This is a genomic window from Paenibacillus hexagrammi, assembly GCF_021513275.1.
In the GTDB taxonomy this organism is placed as follows: Bacteria; Bacillota; Bacilli; order Paenibacillales; family NBRC-103111; genus Paenibacillus_E; species Paenibacillus_E hexagrammi.
The window spans coordinates 5,976,148-5,995,926 of sequence record NZ_CP090978.1; the positions used below are offsets into that span (position 1 = coordinate 5,976,148).

At 43.6% G+C, this 19,779-nt stretch carries 19 protein-coding genes and 2 pseudogenes; all 21 read right to left on the bottom strand.

The window, feature by feature from the left end; translation table 11 throughout:
• Positions 1–89 precede the first annotated feature (89 nt).
• The 21 genes and pseudogenes from L0M14_RS27405 to L0M14_RS27505 all read right to left on the bottom strand — a co-directional run bounded on the left by L0M14_RS27405 (position 90) and on the right by L0M14_RS27505 (position 19,745).
• The gene (locus L0M14_RS27405; RefSeq protein ID WP_235119556.1) at positions 90–770 is read right to left on the bottom strand and encodes a phosphocholine cytidylyltransferase family protein; all 681 of its coding nucleotides are present in this window, start codon (positions 768–770) and stop codon (positions 90–92) included.
• Positions 764–1,456 (bottom strand): class I SAM-dependent methyltransferase, encoded by a 693-nt coding sequence (locus L0M14_RS27410; protein WP_235119557.1) that lies wholly within the window; start codon positions 1,454–1,456, stop codon positions 764–766. Before L0M14_RS27410 ends, L0M14_RS27405 begins: the two co-directional genes overlap by 7 nt.
• Positions 1,449–2,585, bottom strand: coding sequence for a phosphonopyruvate decarboxylase (gene aepY, locus L0M14_RS27415; protein WP_235119558.1), 1,137 nt, complete (start codon positions 2,583–2,585; stop codon positions 1,449–1,451). The genes L0M14_RS27410 and aepY overlap by 8 nt, the downstream gene beginning before the upstream one ends.
• Positions 2,582–4,177: a phosphoenolpyruvate mutase gene (gene aepX, locus L0M14_RS27420; RefSeq protein WP_235119559.1), complete on the bottom strand. Its 1,596-nt coding sequence runs from the start codon at positions 4,175–4,177 to the stop codon at positions 2,582–2,584. The genes aepY and aepX overlap by 4 nt, the downstream gene beginning before the upstream one ends.
• Before the next feature lie 34 nt (positions 4,178–4,211).
• Positions 4,212–5,212, bottom strand: a pseudogene (locus tag L0M14_RS27425) (UDP-N-acetylglucosamine 4,6-dehydratase family protein).
• Complete coding sequence (locus tag L0M14_RS27430) at positions 5,209–7,053, bottom strand: motility associated factor glycosyltransferase family protein (RefSeq protein WP_235119560.1); 1,845 nt, start codon at positions 7,051–7,053, stop codon at positions 5,209–5,211. The pseudogene L0M14_RS27425 and the gene L0M14_RS27430 overlap by 4 nt, the downstream one beginning before the upstream one ends.
• A 226-nt stretch (positions 7,054–7,279) precedes the next feature.
• On the bottom strand, positions 7,280–7,651 hold the full coding sequence (locus L0M14_RS27435; RefSeq protein WP_235119561.1) for a hypothetical protein: 372 nt from the start codon (positions 7,649–7,651) through the stop codon (positions 7,280–7,282).
• A gap of 147 nt (positions 7,652–7,798) precedes the next feature.
• Positions 7,799–9,025, bottom strand: a complete 1,227-nt coding sequence (locus tag L0M14_RS27440) for a flagellin N-terminal helical domain-containing protein (protein ID WP_235119562.1) — start codon at positions 9,023–9,025, stop codon at positions 7,799–7,801.
• A 169-nt stretch (positions 9,026–9,194) separates the two neighbouring features.
• Positions 9,195–9,425 carry a carbon storage regulator CsrA gene (gene csrA / locus L0M14_RS27445; RefSeq protein ID WP_235119563.1) on the bottom strand — a complete coding sequence of 77 codons (231 nt, stop codon included), beginning with the start codon at positions 9,423–9,425 and terminating at the stop codon, positions 9,195–9,197.
• Between the two features lie 2 nt (positions 9,426–9,427).
• Positions 9,428–9,901 (bottom strand): flagellar assembly protein FliW, encoded by a 474-nt coding sequence (gene fliW / locus L0M14_RS27450; RefSeq protein ID WP_235119564.1) that lies wholly within the window; start codon positions 9,899–9,901, stop codon positions 9,428–9,430.
• 68 nt (positions 9,902–9,969) lie between these two features.
• Positions 9,970–10,544 (bottom strand): annotated as a pseudogene (locus L0M14_RS27455) (DUF6470 family protein).
• A gap of 17 nt (positions 10,545–10,561) precedes the next feature.
• Positions 10,562–11,485 carry a flagellar hook-associated protein FlgL gene (gene flgL / locus L0M14_RS27460; RefSeq protein WP_235119566.1) on the bottom strand — a complete coding sequence of 308 codons (924 nt, stop codon included), beginning with the start codon at positions 11,483–11,485 and terminating at the stop codon, positions 10,562–10,564.
• 37 nt (positions 11,486–11,522) lie between these two features.
• Complete coding sequence (flgK, locus tag L0M14_RS27465) at positions 11,523–13,079, bottom strand: flagellar hook-associated protein FlgK (RefSeq protein ID WP_235119567.1); 1,557 nt, start codon at positions 13,077–13,079, stop codon at positions 11,523–11,525.
• A 12-nt stretch (positions 13,080–13,091) separates the two neighbouring features.
• Positions 13,092–13,592, bottom strand: a complete 501-nt coding sequence (locus L0M14_RS27470; protein ID WP_235119568.1) for a flagellar protein FlgN — start codon at positions 13,590–13,592, stop codon at positions 13,092–13,094.
• A 36-nt stretch (positions 13,593–13,628) separates the two neighbouring features.
• Positions 13,629–13,901, bottom strand: a complete 273-nt coding sequence (gene flgM, locus L0M14_RS27475; RefSeq protein ID WP_235119569.1) for a flagellar biosynthesis anti-sigma factor FlgM — start codon at positions 13,899–13,901, stop codon at positions 13,629–13,631.
• Between the two features lie 178 nt (positions 13,902–14,079).
• Positions 14,080–14,508, bottom strand: coding sequence for a TIGR03826 family flagellar region protein (locus tag L0M14_RS27480; RefSeq protein WP_235119570.1), 429 nt, complete (start codon positions 14,506–14,508; stop codon positions 14,080–14,082).
• 190 nt (positions 14,509–14,698) lie between these two features.
• Entirely contained in the window at positions 14,699–15,166 is a 468-nt protein-coding gene (locus tag L0M14_RS27485) for a ComF family protein (RefSeq protein ID WP_235119571.1), read from the bottom strand.
• Between the two features lie 247 nt (positions 15,167–15,413).
• Complete coding sequence (locus L0M14_RS27490; RefSeq protein WP_235119572.1) at positions 15,414–17,336, bottom strand: ATP-dependent helicase ComFA; 1,923 nt, start codon at positions 17,334–17,336, stop codon at positions 15,414–15,416.
• Positions 17,337–17,371: 35 nt separating this feature from the next.
• The gene (locus L0M14_RS27495; RefSeq protein WP_235119573.1) at positions 17,372–17,770 is read right to left on the bottom strand and encodes a glycosyltransferase family 2 protein; all 399 of its coding nucleotides are present in this window, start codon (positions 17,768–17,770) and stop codon (positions 17,372–17,374) included.
• 66 nt (positions 17,771–17,836) lie between these two features.
• Positions 17,837–18,583 (bottom strand): response regulator, encoded by a 747-nt coding sequence (locus L0M14_RS27500; RefSeq protein WP_235119574.1) that lies wholly within the window; start codon positions 18,581–18,583, stop codon positions 17,837–17,839.
• Positions 18,561–19,745: a sensor histidine kinase gene (locus L0M14_RS27505; protein WP_235119575.1), complete on the bottom strand. Its 1,185-nt coding sequence runs from the start codon at positions 19,743–19,745 to the stop codon at positions 18,561–18,563. Before L0M14_RS27505 ends, L0M14_RS27500 begins: the two co-directional genes overlap by 23 nt.
• Positions 19,746–19,779 lie beyond the last annotated feature (34 nt).

Below are 19,779 nucleotides of genomic sequence, written 5' to 3' on the forward strand. Positions count from 1 at the left end.
TGTAGCAGGCCCTGGATTTAGCAGTACATGTCTGGTAACAGCCTTTTCACGTCCTTGAAGTCGCGGGAAAATAAGCTCCTTCGCTCTGGTCAGATGCTCCTCCGTATCGATCTCGCACCACACGTAATCCTCGATTTTTTTACAGCAAACTTATGCTTGGCAGCAATAGCCGCCATCGCTTGCTCGTAATCAAATCTCAAATTCGTCTTAAAAATTTCTTCAGAAAGCTCGCACATCGCTTGAAAATGTCCTAAGGAAACCTTACAAATACCCACCAATTCCGCGTCTACTCGATCTAGCGAAGCTGGATCTTTCGACATACTTACTAAGTTCCCATGATCGTCGGTTTCAATATATACCTCGTCCTGTGAAAGAGTTTCCCCACTTGCTAAGATCACATTTTTCCTTCTATCATATAGCAGCTCTTTTATTCCCGCAGGGTCGTAGAGTAAATCGGATTCAAGCAAAAGGAAATCATCATGAATGCAGTTACGAAACTTAGATAAAGTATACATACTCCCGCTGGCCGCATACTCTGCGTTATGAACGCACGAGACTTCCTCATACCTCTTTGCCAATCCTTCATAGAACTCAGATAAATACCCGATTCCAATCCATATTTTATCAATTCCCGCTTCCAGCAAATTCAAAATGGAACGTTCCACCAATGGAAGACCGCCTAATTCCAGAAAACCTTTTGGCGTGACCTTCGTTCGTTCATTCAAACGGCTTCCTAAACCGGCTGCCAGAATCACAGCTGTTTTTACCATTTCTCAATCACCACATTAAAACGGAAAGGACTATTTCCGTAGTTGTTAATCCGCTGGTCGAAAACCGAAACGGAGCAGTTTTTATCTTTTAATAACTTGGGAAAATATTCCCTTTCAAAAAAAAGGTGATCCAGCCCATTATACTTTTTCTCATACTCTCCTTGATCCAAAGAGCCTCTGCGAATTTCCAATGCCTCATCTTTGCGGGCTAAATCATTGAGATCGAATAACCCAATCTTTTTGTTTGACTTTTCCCACATTCGGTTCAAGACCTCCTCTGCGTAAGCAAAGTCTGGAAAGTATTGAAAAACGCTATTTGAGATCACCATATCATAGGTAAGAGCGACCTCTACTTGTATAGCCTCCGAAACAGTAAACGCCCCCTCAGGCATTACCTCTTGTGCTACATCAACAAGAGCCTTGGAATAATCGATGCCCCCGACATGGTGACCTTGCCTATAAAATTCATATAACAATGCGCCGCTTCCACACCCAAATTCAAATATGGAGTCAGTAGGAGCTATCGAAAGCATTCGACGGACTGCATTTACATACGACAACCAATCTTCTAATTCCACCTTACCGGCTCCATTATTAAACCCATCCGCTTCAATTAAAGCCTGCTGTGTTAGACTGCCTTCACTCGTAACGGGTTTTCTAGACCAGATCTCTTTCCAATCAGGCATTTAGAAAGCTCACCAACCTATCCTTCACTTCGTAAGGCTTAACATGAGGACGAGATAAATTTTCTTTAGCACCGCTTGATGTACGTAAGTATAGGAACGTAAGCTTCTTATCTGCTCTCCAGTTTTTAATCGCTTGTTCCAATTCTTCAATATTATGTAGATACTCAACATGAGAATATCCACTTGCTACTGCGATATCTACAAAGCTAAGGTTCTTCGCTACAGTTGCTTGCCCACCCGTTGAATCGTGGCAGTTATTATCCAGCAGAATATGTAATAGATTGGAGGGGCTATAATATGCATTGGTGGCTAGATTCCCTAGTCGCATAATCAGAGCCCCGTCTCCATCAATGGCAATAATATCTTTATCAGGCCGACTCATCGCTAAACCCAGTCCTATTGAGCTGACACAACCCATAGACCCTACCATATAGAGATTATGCTCAGAATCTTCTACCTCATATAGCTCTCTCCCCGTATAACCAGTCGTAGCGAGTTGAACCGTAGTAGCATCTTTGTTGGCATTGATGACGGTTAGTGCCTCAAATCTGGAAGGAAGCATCTCCTGCTTTAATTTGTTTCTTCTTAGATGTGTCTCATTGCGATGAGTCCTGAATTCCTGCGAATGCAGAGGTTCCTTGCCGAAAACCCCTTTCTTCACAACGAAAAAGAATGGAACCTTCTTTTCAACCCAACCGTCAGCTTCAGCAAGCTGTCTCGATGCTTCAGTGATATCATCTGATAAATAGGCCCATTTAATCTGCATAAGCTCTAGAAGATCCGTAGTAATTTGCCCCATCAACTCGTGCTGCGGCTCATCTTTTAATCCCGCTTCTCCCCTCAAGCTAACGAAACCGAGAATCGGAAGCTTAAACACGTAATTCAGGGATACCAAGGGGGATACTGCGTTGGCAAGCCCTGAGTTTTGCATGAGAGTGACCGCCTTGCGCCCGCCTAAGTAGGCCCCACTTGCAATAGCAACCGCATCCCCTTCATTGGCCGCCGAAATATATTCACAGTCGTTAATCGCGTAATTGATCAAATCGTTTAAGAATGAACAGGGTACTCCTGTGAAAAAATCATACCCAAGCGTTTTTAATTCCTCACCGAATACCTTGGTAGAAATCATGACAGATCACCAGCTTTTTGCAAATCAACGATCGTGTCAATATCTAGCCACGAGCCTTTAATATATTTAACGGCAATTGGCGTGAAATTCACAATTTCATGAAAAAGGTCGGCAAGAGTCAGGTTATAGAAATCCTCGCGCTGCGAAAGCTTTTCCAAGCTATCTTTAAGTAAGTTGGCTCCTTTAGGAGACACTTTCCAAAGCCCAATAAACTCGCCATTGATCTCATCCCGCTTCAAATCGCTTGCCATTTTAACAAATCTTACTGTGTCCGAGTACAGCTTTTTTGAATACGCTCGATCCGTTGTTACAAAATCCTGATTCGTGCCTTCCATATTGACATCAGCGTCAACAATAACGGTGAAATCATTCTCATCGTTCAACAAATCGTTCAAAATATAATTTTTAAAAACAATATCACCATAGCTTATTACCGTCGTGCTTTTAATCTTATCCTTGGCTAGGTAGAGCGAGTATAACTCTTTAGTTTGAAGGTAAATATCATTGTCGACTTTAGAAATATTGCTTTGATTAATTTTATCCTTCGCAAAGCCTCTAACAACTGTAATATCTTTGATACCGACACGATTGAAATCATCAATCTGCATAGACAGTATCGATTTCCCATTGATTTTTAACAATGTTTTCGGTCGATCTTCCGTAAGTTCTCCAAGATTTCCTTGACTTGCAGCTAAGATAATAGACGAAACTTCTTTACCTGATGTTGGCAAATACCTCTTCTCAGCTTCGCTTAATTCTTCCGCACCTTGCAGTCTGAATACCTCAGATACGGAAGCAATTGCACCCTCTACATGCATCAGGGATTGGTCCGTGTAGATTTGACCTACTGTTTTTTGCATAGCCGTAATAGAAGTCCGCAGTAAGTGGTTTGCCCAAATAACAAGACTCACACCCAAGTCGCGGAACTTGTCTGTCGGTGTGGAGTAATATTTCGTTGGAACGATAACAATCGGATGCCGGTTGCCCCATTCCTTCATAAACAACTCGATTTCTGCAAAAGTTGATTTTTTGCTATGCACCAAAATCGCGTCTGCCCCAGCCTGCCGGTATGCTTCCGCTCGCCGGAGTGCCTCATCCAGTCCCCAACCCGCGATAAAAGATTCTAACCGCGCCACTACACAAAAGTCATCGTCCTTCTGTGTATCTTTCGCCGCTTTGATTTTCCCGCAGAACTCATCGATATCGGCAAGAGGCTGCGTTTCCCCGGAAATAAAAGAGTTGGTCTTCGGGAAAAGTTTGTCCTCAATACAAACTCCACCAATCCCTCTCTGTTCAAGCTTGCTGACAAGCCTACGCATATTGTTAAAATTTCCATACCCTGTGTCTCCGTCCAGCAAAATCGGCAGACTGGTCGCGTCATTCATAAACTCCAATACTTCAAGAACTTGCGTCCAAGACGCCTCATTATTGTCTCTTACTCCAAGTGATGCCGAAATCGTCAAACCGCTTCCCCAAATTCCTTTGAAGCCGGCTTCTTCAACAATACGTGCAGATAGTCCATTATGAGCTTCCATAATGAATTCCAGCTCATTGGAATTCAACATTTGTTTCAATTGAGTTGTCTTTTTCATTTCGTTATCCCGCCTTAAACGTCCAGGTTCTCTTTTAAACGAGCTGTTCTTTTAGAATCCATGATCTCAATATATTTTTAGAAATAGGGGTTTCGTCATCTCTGTAAGGAGTGAACTCCTTGATTCCAGGGTAACCGTAATATTTTTCTTTATGAATTGAAGGAATGATATACATTCCTGGAATTTCAAGTGCCTTATTCGTTTCATCAGCCGTCATTAGCTCTTCATACATCTTTTCACCGGGTCTTAATCCGATTTGTACAATATTAATAGGATCAATAATTTTGTATTTTTTGCATACTTCTTCAATAAGAACCTCGGCCAAGTCTCTTAACCGTACAACTGGCATCTTGAGAACAAAGACTTCTCCACCAATTGAAAGCTCGTTAGCTTTCATCAGAAGAGAAACTGCTTCAGTTGGCGTCATCATGTAACGCGTCATATCGTTATGAGTGACCGTTAATAGCCTTTTTCCAAAATCTGCTTAGTAAACAAAGGAATAACGGAACCCCTCGAGCCCATCACATTCCCAAACCTGACGGAACAAAAAACAGTTCGTTTAGGTCCTTTCTGATACTCGGCGGCCGAAATCAAACGTTCCGCAGTTAACTTTGTCGCTCCGTAAGTGTTCGTTGGAGAGATCGCCTTATCCGAACTTGTAAATAATACCCTCTCAACACCAGTCTCAATTGCGCTTTGAATGACGTTCTGTGTACCCAAAACATTCGTTTTTACGGCTTCAAAAGGGTTGTATTCACATGCGGGCACATGTTTCATAGCCGCTAAGTGAAACACATAATCTATACCCTCCATAGCTCGAACAAGCCTTTCCTGGTCCCTAACATCCCCGATCAAAAAGCGAAGTCGCGACTGGCAGTCTGTCAATTCCTGACACATCTGATATTGCTTGTACTCATCTCTGCTCAGAATCCTAATAACTTGTGGATCCTCCTGCAGCAATCTTCTAACCAGATGGTTGCCTATTGTACCCGTTCCACCAATCACGAGTATTTTCTTATCCTTATAGATCGTCATAGAGTTGTCTTCTCCTTTAGCAAACGAAAGACTTCTTCCATGTCGGACTTACAATTGGCAATGTAGCTGCCAAATGAACTTAAAATCTGATTCGCTTTCGCAATCGTGTCGGTATTTTTTCGAATTTCATCCATTTCTCGAAACAAAAGTTCCTGTTGCACCCGATTTAAGGGTCGAACTAGATGATTATAAAACAGGTTGTTCTCCATTTTATTTAGAGGTTCGTTGAGCAATTCAAAATCCTTCTCCAATAGACTTTTTTTCTCATACCGCAAGTGCTGAAGTATTTTTACAAATAATTTTTCAAACTTCCAAATCAATTCCTTGAAGGACAGGTACTCATCTTCGATTCTTTTCAACTTTTGAGCCATCATTTCAGGATCAATTGGATTCGTCTCATGTGTAAAGGCATCTACATGAACTGCCTTTTCTACCAAGTAGGCTGACATTACCTCCTCTAATGGCTTGAAAATCGTACCTTCTATGTGCGCTCCACCTTGGGTCGTGTTAATAACATTTTTCATATGGTAGCCACTAATAATACGCTCCATGTTAATGCGCATGCTATTGAATGTCTCATTAGATTTAATTGGCTGCCCTTGCACATCCTTGACAAGAAGAGCGCCTCTTACATCCTCATCGATTACTTTTTCATCTCGGTAGCTGTACACAATACCTTTCGAATAAAATTGATTATTTTTAAACGCTAAATTTTGACCAACTAGAATTATTGGATCAAATTTGAGCTTATAAAGCAGCTCTAACGAAACCACAGCAATAGAAGGAGCATCGGAAATAATATTTAGTTGATCAATATGTGACATTTTTCGAAAAAGTGGTGTAACTGTATCCTGACTGATAAGCATGTGAAACTTGTTCCCAGGGTAATGATTAAGCGTCTTATAGCCGACCGTACTTCCGAAAATTAATGCAATTTCCTGTATTTTAAGGTCCCTGATATCCTGCACAACGTTGAAATTCCATGGCAACGGATCATACGTGCATAACGCATCCGGCATAATACCGTATTTAATCAGTGCCTTATTAGCTGAACCGGCAGCAAAAATATAAGCAAGCCCTTCCTTTTTTATGGTTCTTAAACGATCAATTTCTTCTTCTAAGGATGGACCAGCCGCGACTAGAATGACCGGCTTGCCCTCGAAGTACTGGCTTTTACTGAAAATATTTGGGTTTTTCAAAGTTCTCTGCAGATTCATAATGCTGTTAACAATCCATAGCTTCTCAAAACTGCTATTGACCTGAAGGGAAGTTTTCTCTTCTTTGATGGCCTCAATAAAACTTTCAGAAAACCTTCTGACCTTCTCCGGCTCTTTTCTCTCGTAGCTCGGAAGAACAACAATCAAAATATCTTCTTTGATTTTATTCACAAAATGTGGTAACCACCTTATAAAATCCCCAGTCGCACAATCCAAATATATCTGATTAAGCTTCTCCAATGGCAAATTGGACATGGAGCGTGTTGATATATATTTATAAAAAACTGCCGAGTCTGGCTCATACAACGTAAATTTAAGTTGAGGATGCTTCTTTAACAAAGCCTCAACATGGAAACCAAGTCCCACTCCATAAAAAAACACATGCTTGTACTTTTCTGCATCTTTATACTTTTCAACCAGAAGTTCCGCTTCCTTTAGCGGGTCATATCTGCTGTGAAGATAAAAAGAAGTATCTCCTTTATTTATCACCACAGTCTCACTGCCGTTCGGGGTTGACATGACTTCGACTGAACGACTCCTAATTGACGCTAAATCTTGATTCAGCATCTCGAGAATTCGGGGAAACTTCTCTTCCAGGAACGTTGCGTTATCAGTTAAGATCATGTTTGGTTACCTCGTTCGATACTATAGCCAGCCTTAACCTCTTTTAGCAGTTTGGTAAATACGGGGACAACCTCATGCATTAAAATATCACCAATGTATGTAGTGTCTTTTTGTTCTACCGCTTGTCCTAGTGCTAAAACAGCAGATTGAAGGGTCCTGCGAGCTTCTTTGAGATTACCCACATCACTAGGAGCAAAGCCTGGCTCCTCCAAATTAATGAGAACGCTCAACAGCCACTGCAGTGCCTCAACAAACTTAACAAATTCATTCCAGCTTTGTGGTGTCCCCCCTTGGTAAAATCCCCTGCCAAAGGTTCAACGAGCGGAACAGCCCTCTCAACATATTGTTCCAAGGACAGAATCGTTTCATCCCGCATTTCTTGTAAAGTTACTGTATTGGCGACAACTTGTTGAATGGAATCAAGGTGTTCGCTGATAAATCCATAGAAATCACTGTCGATTTCTTCTCCATCTACGTTAAGACTTACTAATGCTAATTGTTGTTCGGATAGAATTGTACTTAAATGATTCAACATTCCCGTAACAGCCTTTGCCTCATTCGCATATTTATATATTTCATTACCGACAAGTAATTTCATAGAAACATCCTCCAGCGCAGGTTTTGTCAAATACTGCCGAAAAAATTCCTTAATATTATTATCGGTTATTTTCTTCAATTATGTATAGGAAAATTCAATAAATTAAAAAGATCCCACAGAGTGGGATCTTTTCGGAAATCAAGCGGATTATCTCAACAAGGACAATACGTTTTGTGGTTGTTGGTTAGCTTGAGCCAACATAGCTGTAGCAGCTTGAACAAGGATGTTGTTCTTAGTGAACTTAGTTTGCTCTTTCGCCATGTCAACATCACGAATACGGGACTCGGAAGTTGTCAGGTTCTCAGAAGCTGTGCTCAGGTTGTTGATTGTGTGTTCCAGACGGTTGGAGTATGCACCCAACTTGGAACGGTTTTCGGAAACTTTTTGAATTGCTTCGTCAATCGCACGAATTGCAGTGTTAGCACGAGTTTTGTTGTCGATCTTCAGATCTTTAACGCCCAGTGCTGTTGCACCCATATCATCGATGGAAAGATTAATGTTTTGGCCTGCATTTGCACCGATTTGGAATGTTGCAGCGTTGTCTTTAGTAACGTTATTTTTCGCATTTCTCTCAACTGTAAAGGAAGAAAGCGCGTTTGTTGATACTGACTTCACGTTACCACTGTTGTCTGTAACTGTAATTGTCAAACCGTTAATCGCACCGGATACACCAGTAGCGGAAGCAGTTGCATAAATACCACCACTTGAAGCTACAGCGAAAGAGAAATCAGAAGTAGCCAATGAACTTAAAGCTGTAGAAGCTCCAACTGTTGTTGCAGATCCACTATGGAATGTTCCATTGCTAAAGTATGTTACAGTTACTTTATCACCGGATTTAATACCAAGGCTGTTTCCATTAATATCTTTCAAATCTACCAGATTATCTGATGTAGTTGTGCTCGTATCCATCGCTTTATTGATATCACGACCAGCCACACCGCTTGCCTTAGCAGCCAAGGAACCATCCAACAGATTCTTAGTGTTGAACTGTGTTGTATTACGGATACGGTCAACCTCGCTAGTCAGCTGATCCATTTCGTCTTGAAGATTGTTACGGTCTTGGTCAGTATTTGTATCGGAAGCAGATTGAACAGCAAGTTCACGCATGCGTTGCAGAATGTCGTGAGTTTCGTTCAAAGAACCTTCAGCAGTTTGAATCATGGAGATACCGTCTTGGGAGTTACGAGTCGCTTGATCAAGACCGCGGATTTGGGAACGCATTTTTTCGGAAATCGCCAAACCAGCAGCATCGTCAGCAGCCGTGTTGATTCTGTAACCAGAAGACAGCTTTTGCAAAGATTTGTTTGTTGCATTTTCGTTTGCAGTTAAACGGTTGTAAGTGTTAAGAGCAGCTACGTTAGTGTTAATTCTCATGTTAATACTTCCTCCTTGAAGTGGTTTTATACATCCACATCCGTGTGGATGATTATTGCGACAGCTTAGCAGGTCGGCCGCCCCGCCTTGCTGTCTATACTTTATATATCGTCAAGGAGTTTATAATTGTTTATAGTAAAATTTCGACTTTTAAAAATTTATTTATTCCTTATTTTGGGATATTTAAAAGTTTGGCTAAATTCTTTAGGTTAACAGACGAGGAAGATGCTTCCTCATTAGATTGTTTAATGCTAAGGTACACTTCCTTACGGTAAATACCCACCTGCTTTGGCGCTTGGATGCCTACCTTAATCGTATCCCCTTCAATCCCTAAGATCACCAGCTCAATCTGATCACCGATCATAATGGCTTCACCTTTTTTGCGGGTTAACACTAGCATCGCTATTCGACCCCTTTCAAGGCTTCTGATGGCCCACTCGGCATCTCGAAGTTCTCTCGAAATATTGGATGCTTCGTCTTGTAATGTGAATTATGCAATACAATTTGTTTGCCTAGCCGTCTCTCTACATTGACTACTATAGGAGCCAGAAGATTCATTGTCGCCGTTTCGGCGCTGTCTCTTATTGTAACAATGGACCAAACAGCAAGTTGAGCTTCTTCGCTGATTTCCAGTTCCTCTTGTTCAGATATGGGAAGATGAAATTCATAATCCGGATATACACCAAAAGGATTTGTTATGACAAAGGAAATCATTGTTTCCTGCAGTGATTGCAAGTAATAAAAAGGCGCATGCTCCTCAAATCGCAAGATCGCAAAAGATGTCAATTGTTCGAAACCGGGTATCCCACCGGAAAACGTTACAATTTCCTCTTGTAAGACCTCAATCTCACCAAAATGAAACGTATCAACTTTCATAAAAACCTCCAATTGGTAATAGTTACGACAAAAAACTATAAGCAATCACCTATAGTTCCTGTCCATTTTTATAAAGTTAAATCAATATTGGGCGAAGTGATTTCCACTGAATTACGTTGTTTCACATAGATATTCACTTTAGCGGGTGTTACATTTACCTCCGGTTTATTCAAATGAGAACGATTCTCCATATGCCCTGGTTCAACTCGTATGTTGGCCGGCGTTAAATCAAAACGAATATGTACATTCAAACTGGAGGCTGGCCCCGCAGCTTGAATAGCGTGAGAGTCAAATCGATGTGCTTTTGCATTAGCAGCAATCCCATTGGAATGATTATGGAGTGAATCCATAATTCGCTGTCCATCGGCCACTCTGCGCTTGATACCTTCAAGAACCACCTGCTTAGACTGCGAATAGACACGGCTAGCCGTCTTGAGTGCCCCCCCAGCATGAGCGCGTCCCAAGCATCGCTTTGGTCAATGTTCAGCCGAGAGCTACCTTTTTTGCAATCCGCTTTGGGCTGGATCTGCTCCAATTCAAGCGTTGCTTCCGGCTGTTTAATTGTAGGTTCACGCTGTGTTGTCTGAATACCTAACAAGCCTAACTGTTGGTGGATTTGGAGTTTTGGGACGATTGAGCTCATGATAACTTGCCCCTTACCTATTTGAGGTAATCAACCAAACTCGACTGAATCAATTTAGAGCCAGTTGATAAAGATGCTTGATAGACGTTTTCGCTCGTCTGCAAGTTAATTATAACCTCAGACATATTGGCATCTTCAGCATTAGATTTCAGAGTTTCCAGATTAGTGTTGGTATCACTCAAACGGTTTTTGATAAGATCGACACGATTCGTTCTAGCCCCTACCTGTGAGCGGCTCTCCAATATCTTGTTCATTCTGGTGTCAATTCGATCCAAGGTCGCACTTACTCCGGTAGTATTACCAGCTCCTAGTGCGTCATACAGATCTTGAATAATTTTAAATGCGTTATCATCATCCGTACTGCTTCCCAAAGCTTCAGAACCGGTGATATTAATCGGAATCGTTGTCCCAGAGCCAAGCTCAAAAGGAATTTCACCAGTATCTGTATTATTCGTGTATGCTTTGGCAGCGCCGCTTGTATCCGTCAAATCAACCTTAGAGTATGGCTGCACATCCGTCTTCTGACCATTCAATATATATTTCCCATTGAACTTGGTGTTCCCTACATCAACTAATTGAGAGTACAGCTCCCCAACTTCATTTTTAATAGAGTTCAAGGCCGTCTGGTCATTGGAACTATTGCTCCCTTGAACCGCAAGCTCTCTTATACGTTGGAGCACTGTATTCGCGGAATCCAATACCGTGTCACTATTATCCAGCCAAGACGAGGCTGAATCTACATTCTTGGTATACTGTTCATTAGCGTTTAATTCTCCGCGATATCGCAAAGAATAAGTAATACCCACCGGATCGTCAGATGGTTTATTAATTTTACGCCCTGTGGACAACTGATTTTGCATAGCATTCATTCGAATTAAGTTATTGTTCAAGTTGCCTAACATTTGCGTAGTTGTCATGGATTGAGTAACGCGTAGAGACATCCCTGTTTCCTCCTTTGGTGGACCACGACCTTATGAATTATCTACCAACAGTACCCATGGAATTAATGACTTTATCCAGCATCTCGTCAAAAGTCGTCATGACACGAGCGGCTGCCGAGTAAGCATGCTGGAATTTAATTAAGTTCGACATTTCTTCATCTAGAGAGACGCCGCTGATCGATTGTCGACTGGATTCAACTTGGTCAACAAGAGCTTGTTGGTTCTGTAACGAACGATTCGCTTGCTCGGCTTGTACGCCAAGCTGACCGATATCTGAATTGTAGTAATCGTTAACTGTTGCTGTTGTAGTAACTCCATTTTTGGTAAAAGAAAATTTCGTATCTTTTAATTGAGAAATCAACAGCGCCATGGAGTTATTTCCCACAACCACTGACTCTGTGGAACCCGAAGTAGACGTCCGCATGGAGGTCGATATCTCATTTACATCGTTTCGAATTTCTTCACTCACTTGAATAGTAGAAGCAGTAACCGAGCTACCATCCGATGAAGTGAAAAAATCGCCTGCTGTAGACAAACTGCCGTTTAAGTTCGTATAGCCTAGTTTATGAAGCCCGTTTATACCGTTTACTTGCACAGTAAGATCATCAGTCAAAGTTCGAGATGCTCCTGAGTAGGTAACCCCGCTAATTACAGTACCTTCCGGCAAAACTGAGCCCTTAGGAATCGTAACGGTTACAGGTCCATTAGCAATTGTATTAGCAATCGTATCTAGTTCAGTCTGATAGTCCTTTACATACTTATCTCTGGAGACAATCATGCCGTATACTTCGCCACCGCTTAGATCACCGCTTGCATAAGCCGACTCCAACGCAGCCCCGCTGGTCTCTGTTGCTGTTTTACCAGCTACCAAATTAGTCGATCCCAGCGAGATGTTATAACCTTGATCCGTGCGTTGCACGGTAATGCTCGCAATTTTGGAGAGATCATCTGTGAGTTGATCCCTTTGATCACGAAGATCATTAGCATCATCTCCGAGCCCCTCAATCCTCTGAATCTCCTCATTTAGATCCGCGATTGCTGCCGTCTTTGTGTTGATTTCGCTTACCTTCACATTAATATTCGTTGTTAAATCGTTACTTAGATCGGAGAGGCTTTTACTTACATATTGAAATGTATCCGTCAACGCCATTGCGTTCTCGCGCACTACTTTTCGAGCATCCGTATTTTCCGGATCTTTGCTTAGATCTGACCACGAGCTCCAAAAATTCCCCAATACCGATTGAAGCCCTGTATCCGATGGTTCATTAAAAATCTTTTCCAACTTAGACAATGTGTCCTGTTGAATTGAAGTGCTGCCTAACTTTTTATTTTCATTGCGGTATTGATCATCAAGGAAATTCTCTCGTATCCGCGTCACGGACGTATATTCGACCCCAGTCCCTAACTGACCGGGTGTGTTGGATCTAGTTAAGCTAGGCGCTTCCATGGGCTGAGATGCTACCATGTTGACGACTTGTCTGGAATAACCCTTTGTATTCGCATTTGCTATATTGTGACCAGTTGTATTTAATGCTGCCGTTTGTGTAAACAGCGATCTCTTCGCCGTCTCTAACCCCATGAATGTTGAACTCATAATGCACCCCTCTTATGCTTTAGTGTCAAAGTATCCGTTCCGTTTCAACTGTGACTGCTGGTGCATAGGGTTGCTGTAGAGTAATTCATCGCCCTGATCACCTACTAACACGTTCAGTGAATAATCAATAAAGCTCAGAGATTGTCTGATCATTTGCTGATTAAGTTCATTGACTTTCTGTAGCTCCTGTATTTTCCCAAACAATTCTCTCTGATGTTCTTGAAGTTTCACTTTATCTTCGGCTTTGAAAACAACTCTGATTAAATCCGTTATCGTAATCTTAGGGTTTGGATTGAAACCCCTTGATAATAAAAAGCTGCTTATTTCCATCATCCGTTGTTTCTCTAACGCTTCGATTTGTTTGATCAATTTGCTTTCCTTAAGAACAATTTGATTTAATAGAGCAACTTCATTGTTAATAAGAACCGCTTTCTTTTGATGACCTAACGTTAGTAATGAATCATGAAGATCAATTTGTTCTCTCATAATCGAGATGACGGATTCAATTGACACAACATCTCACCTACCAATTCTCGATTTCCAACATCACTACTTCAAATAAGGCAAAATCTTCTCAGCCAGCTTCTTCGCGTCCACCTGATACGTTCCGGCAGCTACAGATGCCTTTAGATCCTCGATCCGTTTGTTCTGATCTTCGGTCCGAGTTACGGTTTGAGCACCTAGCAGCTCTTTCGCCTCAGATGAAATCTCAACTTGATCCTTCGGTTTGTCTTTCTTCCCAACGTTCTGGGTAAACTTCGCGTCCGCCGCCTTCTTATAAGGATTGACAGCGCCGATCCGCTGATTCTCATTAATCTTCATATTGGTACACCCCTATGCTTCTGACGTAAGAGATAATCCTCTACCCGAGGTCTTTCTAAGATGATCGACCGCGTTTAGAGGAAGGTTTATTCGCTAAAATAAAATGCCGATAATCTTTAGAACTATTATCGGCATCCTGCTTATGAAACTTTATATCTACGCAGCTTCAATTCATAATTTACCTTTTATCCTTTAATCGTTCTTGAATGTTAAACGTCCCCGCCGAGCGATTGTCAGATAAGTTTGATTGTCTGCGCCTCTCATCCTCATTCACATGACCAACATCCTTAACCAGCTTGCTGCGGCAGGATTCGCACATATTGCTTTCTCTAATCAAGGTTCCGCACACTTCGCAAGGGTAGGACATATTAGGTGCGTGCACAATGGAGATGCGCCCTTCGCGAATGAATTTGGTAATCTGCCTTACTGGAACTTCTGTCGCTTCGCTTAGTTCATTCAAGGTTGCGCCTCTATTTTCCCGCAAGTATTTCAAGCACTTCTCATACTGCATCTCGATCGTCTTCAAACAGTTAGGGCATACATCATGGATGCCACCCTTCACGTATACGCGGCCGCAGCGCGGACAGTTTCCTACATTTAGACTCATAGTCAGCCCTCCCTCTAATATTCCCAATACCCTATTATTAATTCCAGTTTACCGCAGTTCGACAACTTTTGCATAATATAAATTTTCAATTCTTGGTTATGTAAGCCTTCCAATTTATCTTGCCCACGTGATTCCAAATACGCTTGCCGACAGATGATCTTTAATGGCCTTGGCACACTGATTCATCGTACTACCCGTGGTATACACATCGTCGACAATGTAGATATAGAGCCGGCTCCCTGCTACGGGAAGCTTCACCTCTCAATCTTTCCATCGCATCCGGCTCAGCTTCAAACACATGCTGCAAATCCTCGATCCGCTCGCTTCGACTCTTGAAGCTCTGCTTATCGGTATGCTTGCTTCGCCGTAATAGCGGCATGACCGGCAGTCCTACCTGACGACCTAGCTCTACTGCCATCTGCTCCGCTTGGTTGAATCCCCTCTCTAAGAGTCTCCGTTCACTCACGGGTACAAAGGTGATGACTTTGTTCGTCTTACGACGGTCTGTCTCCAGCTTCTTCGTTTCTGCGTTAAGCAGTCGGTAAGGGTAGACAAGCATGCTGCCAAACACTCCGCGCAGCCTCTCGTCGCCACGGTATTTATACCTCGCGAGCATCTCCTTCATCCCCTCATCGTAGCGAACAGCACTGCGGCTCAAGTGAAAATACCCGCCTTTTCTTCGCACACAGTCTGGACACTGCTCTCCCCTTCCGCAAATAGGGCAGAGGATCTCCTGAATCCAAGGGACGTGAGTGTAGCAGGTGCGGCACAGGCCCATCTGACCAGCGTCCAGTTCTGAGGGGTGCTTACACAGCAAGCACTCTCTTTTGCCAGGGCTCAACAAATCATGCATAGATGAGATGGCTCGCGCTATCCAAGCTTTCCAACTCATTGTGTTCCTCACCTCACCCCTCCTTCAAATATCCTTGCCTTCGCGCTATCCGATTCATTTGCTTGATTTGGCGCACCGCTTCCTTTTGCGAACTCGTCCAATCCTTGGATGCGAAATAAACCAAACCTGCGGGATCTTCCATAGAGCGACCAGCCCGTCCTGCCATTTGGACAAGCGCCGCTTCATCAAATAACCCCGAATCCGCATCTAAAATAAACACGTCGGACTTGGGCACCGTCACGCCCCGTTCCAAAATCGTAGTCGTCACCAACAGCCGAATCTCACGCCGACGAAACTGCTGCACCTTCTCCGTTCTTAACGTGTCCTTGGAGGAGGTCCCTTGCACATTCGAGCCCGCATCTGCTTCTCCTTGATAAAGCTCTAATCTCAGCAGCTCTACCATAGGTTCGACAAGCTTAATGTTAGGCACAAAGACAAACAACTGCGCTCCGCGATCTAGAGATGCCCGAAAGAGTGATACTAATTTCGTTGGAATTGCTCGTTTGGATATGCTGCTTTGTACAGGGGGCATTGTGAGAAGCCTTGGAACAGGAAGCGGATTGCGATGGTAACGGACAGGGACTCTAACATGAGGTAATCTGCCTCGCTCAGCGGCAGCTCGGATTGGTTTGGGCGGTGTGGCAGATAGCAGAATGGTATTGCCTGAGGGCTTGCAGACTTTCATGGCCGCATACTCCAGCATGGGGTTATTGTGATAAGGGAAAGCATCAATTTCATCGATAATGACCAAATCAAACGCTTCGTGAAAACGCAGCAGCTGGTGCGTAGTGCCGATCGTAATCTGGCCCTGCTCCCATCGCTGTTCGCTGCCTCCGTACAGAGTCACGACCGAATAATCGGAGAAAGCCTTACTAATGCGTGGTTGAAGCTCTAGGACAACATCTTTGCGCGGTGTAGCGATAAGCGCTCTGCCGCCTCTAGCAACCGTATAATGAATAAACGGAAAAATCATTTCTGTTTTGCCGGCACCCGTGACGGCCCAGATCAGAAATTGTCCTTTGCCAGTAAAATATTTCCCACGGTTCTCCAGAAATTGGAGACCTTCCAGAGAAGCTGCCTTCTGAGCGTCGCTTAGTCCCCAGGGCTCCAGATATGGCTCTAACGCGGCCATCCCAGGTCTCACCTGTGGTCCTGCTCCCCCGCGGGCACCACGACTAACATCCTCGCCTGTCCCCCAGACCGCATACTCACGATTCACGATCTGCTCAGCAGCAGCTTCCGCCCCCAGTATGAGCAAGGAGCAGTAGCGTGTCCTTCCCATTGTAAGGCATTCTTCGCAGTAGGGGCATTCTTGACCGCAATACAGGCATTCCGACCAGAAGAGTCGATGGTCCCCACTGCCGCATCTTTTACACCGATACTGTACTTGCTTCCGAAAGCCTCTACGCCAATCTCTGCTCTCTTGAACAGCCAAGCCATTCGTTACTTGCATATCGCCATGGAGGAAAGAAAGCTGAACATAGGGCATCCATTCATTTCGATCCATCTTAATACCAACAAAGTCTAAAACTTGCTCAAATTCTTCCGTTAGCAGAGACCGGCCCGTACAAGCCAGTACCATACTACGGTAAAGATCAGCGTTCAAACGAACTGGCGGATACTTTCCGTCCATCCAGTCTGAATATGCAATAACCTGTACATGAAACGCTTGGATTAGGCTGTTGGCGAAGCCGCAGAACTTAGCTGCTTGCCGTAATGTTGGGAGACATTGAGAGGAGGTAATGAGAGTTGGTTCGGAGGTCAGCTTGTGTAATAAACGTACAGCTTGTCCTATCGAGAAAGAGGGCTCCAGCAGGACCATGCCGACATCGGCACCGTATTGCTCGAACCAATACTGAATGTTAGTAGGCATATGTATAGTCAAATTCCACGTCCAAGTGGAACCGACCCTAAGCGCATACAGTTGTCCCTTCAATCGTTCACCTAACTTTCAACTGAAGTAAACGTTTGCTATGTGACAAACGGGATCTCCGCGAGATCCGTCTGATTGCTGAGATTGACTACAATGACGGAGTCTTTCTCATGCTGACCCAAGTAATCATCCACAGACCTGTAAGCCAGATCGCTTCCCAGTTCAATGGAGTGCGTGTGGGACAATCGTTCAATGATCTTGATGGTATCATCCGATGAACCTTCATCGAGTATCGTTGTCTGGAGTTCCCGTCCTTTAAACCGAGAGAAGAAAAATAAAGAGCGAAGATACCATTCAATCTGATTCTCATTGTTTTTCGTAATCACTAGCACTCTTGCCGGATTTCTGCTGCGCTCCTTGCGTGTACCGAACAAGATATGAAGCACAGCAATGCTGATTCCGTAGCAGCCGACTATCCATAACAATCCGATCCACATGGCGGCTCCCTCCCTTACCTGCATTGTATGCCGCGGTTGGAGAGGGGGTTCCTGGTCAAGTAAGGATTATAACGTTACCCAGCCATTTTTGATCGCGATAATAACTGCTTGTGTACGGTCATCCACTTCCATCTTCTGAAGGATGCTGCTCACATGGTTTTTGACCGTTTTTTCACTGATATAGAGGAATTCCCCGATCAGTTTATTGCTTTTACCTTCGGCCATGAGTCTGAGCACTTCTGCTTCACGCTTGGTGAGCGGGCTGTTGGCATTATGAATATATTTAAGCCCTGCGTCTTTCACTACTGACTGGCCTGGAGCAGGCGTACTGGCTGTACCTACAACACCAGCATCGTCCAAGTACGTCATTCTTCTCAGCTGATTAATCAGCTTTCCCGTTACTTTAGGATGAATATATGCATGTCCAGCAACCACAGAGCGGATCGCATTAATCAAGGACTCTGCTTCCATATCCTTCAGCAAATACCCGGATGCCCCTTTACGCAGCGTCTCGAACACATAGCTCTCATCATCATGAATAGAAAGAATAATAACCTTAATATCTGGAAAAATAAGCTTCAACCGCTCCGTCGCGACGACGCCGTTCTCAAGCGGCATGTTGATGTCCATCAAAACAATGTCAGGTGTAATTTGGTTGCACAGTTCGATAACTTGAATACCGTCTCCGCACTCACCGATCACTTCCATGTCATCTTCCATGTTAATGATCCGCTTGACGCCTTCACGAAACAGTTGATGGTCATCCGCAATAATAATGCGTACATTACGATCATGAATCACCGTGTTGTCCATACTGAGTATCCTCCTTGTTCTTAGCGCTGCCTATCGGGATCAGCATCGTAATTTTAGTGCCTACATCCTTGGTTGATTCCAACTCCATAGAGCCTTCCAACAGCTCAACACGCTCTCGCATGCCAAGTAAACCAAAGTTATTTCCTTTCGCAATCTTCTGCTCAATCTGATCCACTTCAAAGCCAACACCGTTATCCGCTACATAAATTTGCACTTGTTCCTTCTCTAAGGTCAGTTCAACTGACACGTAGGTAGCATTTGCGTGTTTCAGCACATTGGAAAGTGCCTCCTGCACCAAACGAAACACAGCTACTTCAAGGCCCGATGGAAGCCGGGTGTCTTTACCCACCAGATTAAATACCGTGCGAATTTTGTTCTTTTCCTCGAAATCCTGCAGGTATTTGCGAAGTGTCGGCACAACACCCAAATCATCAAGCGCCATAGGGCGGAGATTGAAGATGATCTTGCGAACCTCCTCAAGCCCCCCTCTGACTTGTCCTTTTAAATCAATTAATTCTTCCCGGGCTGCCGTTGCATCCTGCTTCATCAGCATTCTCTCCGCGATTTCGGTGCGAAGTACAACATTAGCCATCGTCTGAGCCATACCGTCGTGAATTTCCCGGGCAATTCGCTTACGTTCTTCTTCCTGCGCTAATATAATTTTGAGGCCGAGCAGCTGTCGATTCTTTGCTGACTCCAAAATACGGGTCACTTGATTCAAATCTCCCGACAAATACTCCAGCACAACGTTCATTTGGGAAACAATTGTATCCGCTCGCTCCACTTGCTTGTCCACGTTCTTCACACGCTGCTGAAGATCATTGCGGCGCGCCTTTAGATGATTCTCTTTCTCTCGTGCAATCGTAAGCTCCAGCTGCAAGGCAATGGCAGCCTCATAAGCCGTCTTGATATCTTCCTCGCGGTACCGATTAAAATCACGGCTAACCTCGGTGAGTCGAATACGAGATCTCTTATAATCCTTTTCCAGCTTGTCCACCAGATCGATGGTCACGCTAGTTTCCTGCTTAATCTCCTCAAGCTCACGAGTAAGAGTCTCTTTTTCCAACCGGGACGTTTCAGCAATTTCAAAGATTTGATACTTGCTGCTTTCCATGACGTTAATGGCGTTTTTTATGACACGATCGATAGCGTCTGGCTGCAATGGAACAAGCTCCTTTGTAAACAAATTAGTCTAC

Bases quoted from the DNA above. Each gene is read 5' to 3' on its own strand.
- L0M14_RS27405 (WP_235119556.1), bottom strand. From the start codon at position 770: ATGGTAAAAACAGCTGTGATTCTGGCAGCCGGTTTAGGAAGCCGTTTG.
- L0M14_RS27410 (WP_235119557.1), bottom strand. From the start codon at position 1,456: ATGCCTGATTGGAAAGAGATCTGGTCTAGAAAACCCGTTACGAGTGAA.
- aepY (WP_235119558.1), bottom strand. From the start codon at position 2,585: ATGATTTCTACCAAGGTATTCGGTGAGGAATTAAAAACGCTTGGGTAT.
- aepX (WP_235119559.1), bottom strand. From the start codon at position 4,177: ATGAAAAAGACAACTCAATTGAAACAAATGTTGAATTCCAATGAGCTG.
- L0M14_RS27430 (WP_235119560.1), bottom strand. From the start codon at position 7,053: ATGATCTTAACTGATAACGCAACGTTCCTGGAAGAGAAGTTTCCCCGA.
- L0M14_RS27435 (WP_235119561.1), bottom strand. From the start codon at position 7,651: ATGAAATTACTTGTCGGTAATGAAATATATAAATATGCGAATGAGGCA.
- L0M14_RS27440 (WP_235119562.1), bottom strand. From the start codon at position 9,025: ATGAGAATTAACACTAACGTAGCTGCTCTTAACACTTACAACCGTTTA.
- csrA (WP_235119563.1), bottom strand. From the start codon at position 9,425: ATGCTAGTGTTAACCCGCAAAAAAGGTGAAGCCATTATGATCGGTGAT.
- fliW (WP_235119564.1), bottom strand. From the start codon at position 9,901: ATGAAAGTTGATACGTTTCATTTTGGTGAGATTGAGGTCTTACAAGAG.
- flgL (WP_235119566.1), bottom strand. From the start codon at position 11,485: ATGTCTCTACGCGTTACTCAATCCATGACAACTACGCAAATGTTAGGC.
- flgK (WP_235119567.1), bottom strand. From the start codon at position 13,079: ATGAGTTCAACATTCATGGGGTTAGAGACGGCGAAGAGATCGCTGTTT.
- flgM (WP_235119569.1), bottom strand. From the start codon at position 13,901: ATGAAGATTAATGAGAATCAGCGGATCGGCGCTGTCAATCCTTATAAG.
- L0M14_RS27480 (WP_235119570.1), bottom strand. From the start codon at position 14,508: ATGAGTCTAAATGTAGGAAACTGTCCGCGCTGCGGCCGCGTATACGTG.
- L0M14_RS27495 (WP_235119573.1), bottom strand. From the start codon at position 17,770: ATGTGGATCGGATTGTTATGGATAGTCGGCTGCTACGGAATCAGCATT.
- L0M14_RS27500 (WP_235119574.1), bottom strand. From the start codon at position 18,583: ATGGACAACACGGTGATTCATGATCGTAATGTACGCATTATTATTGCG.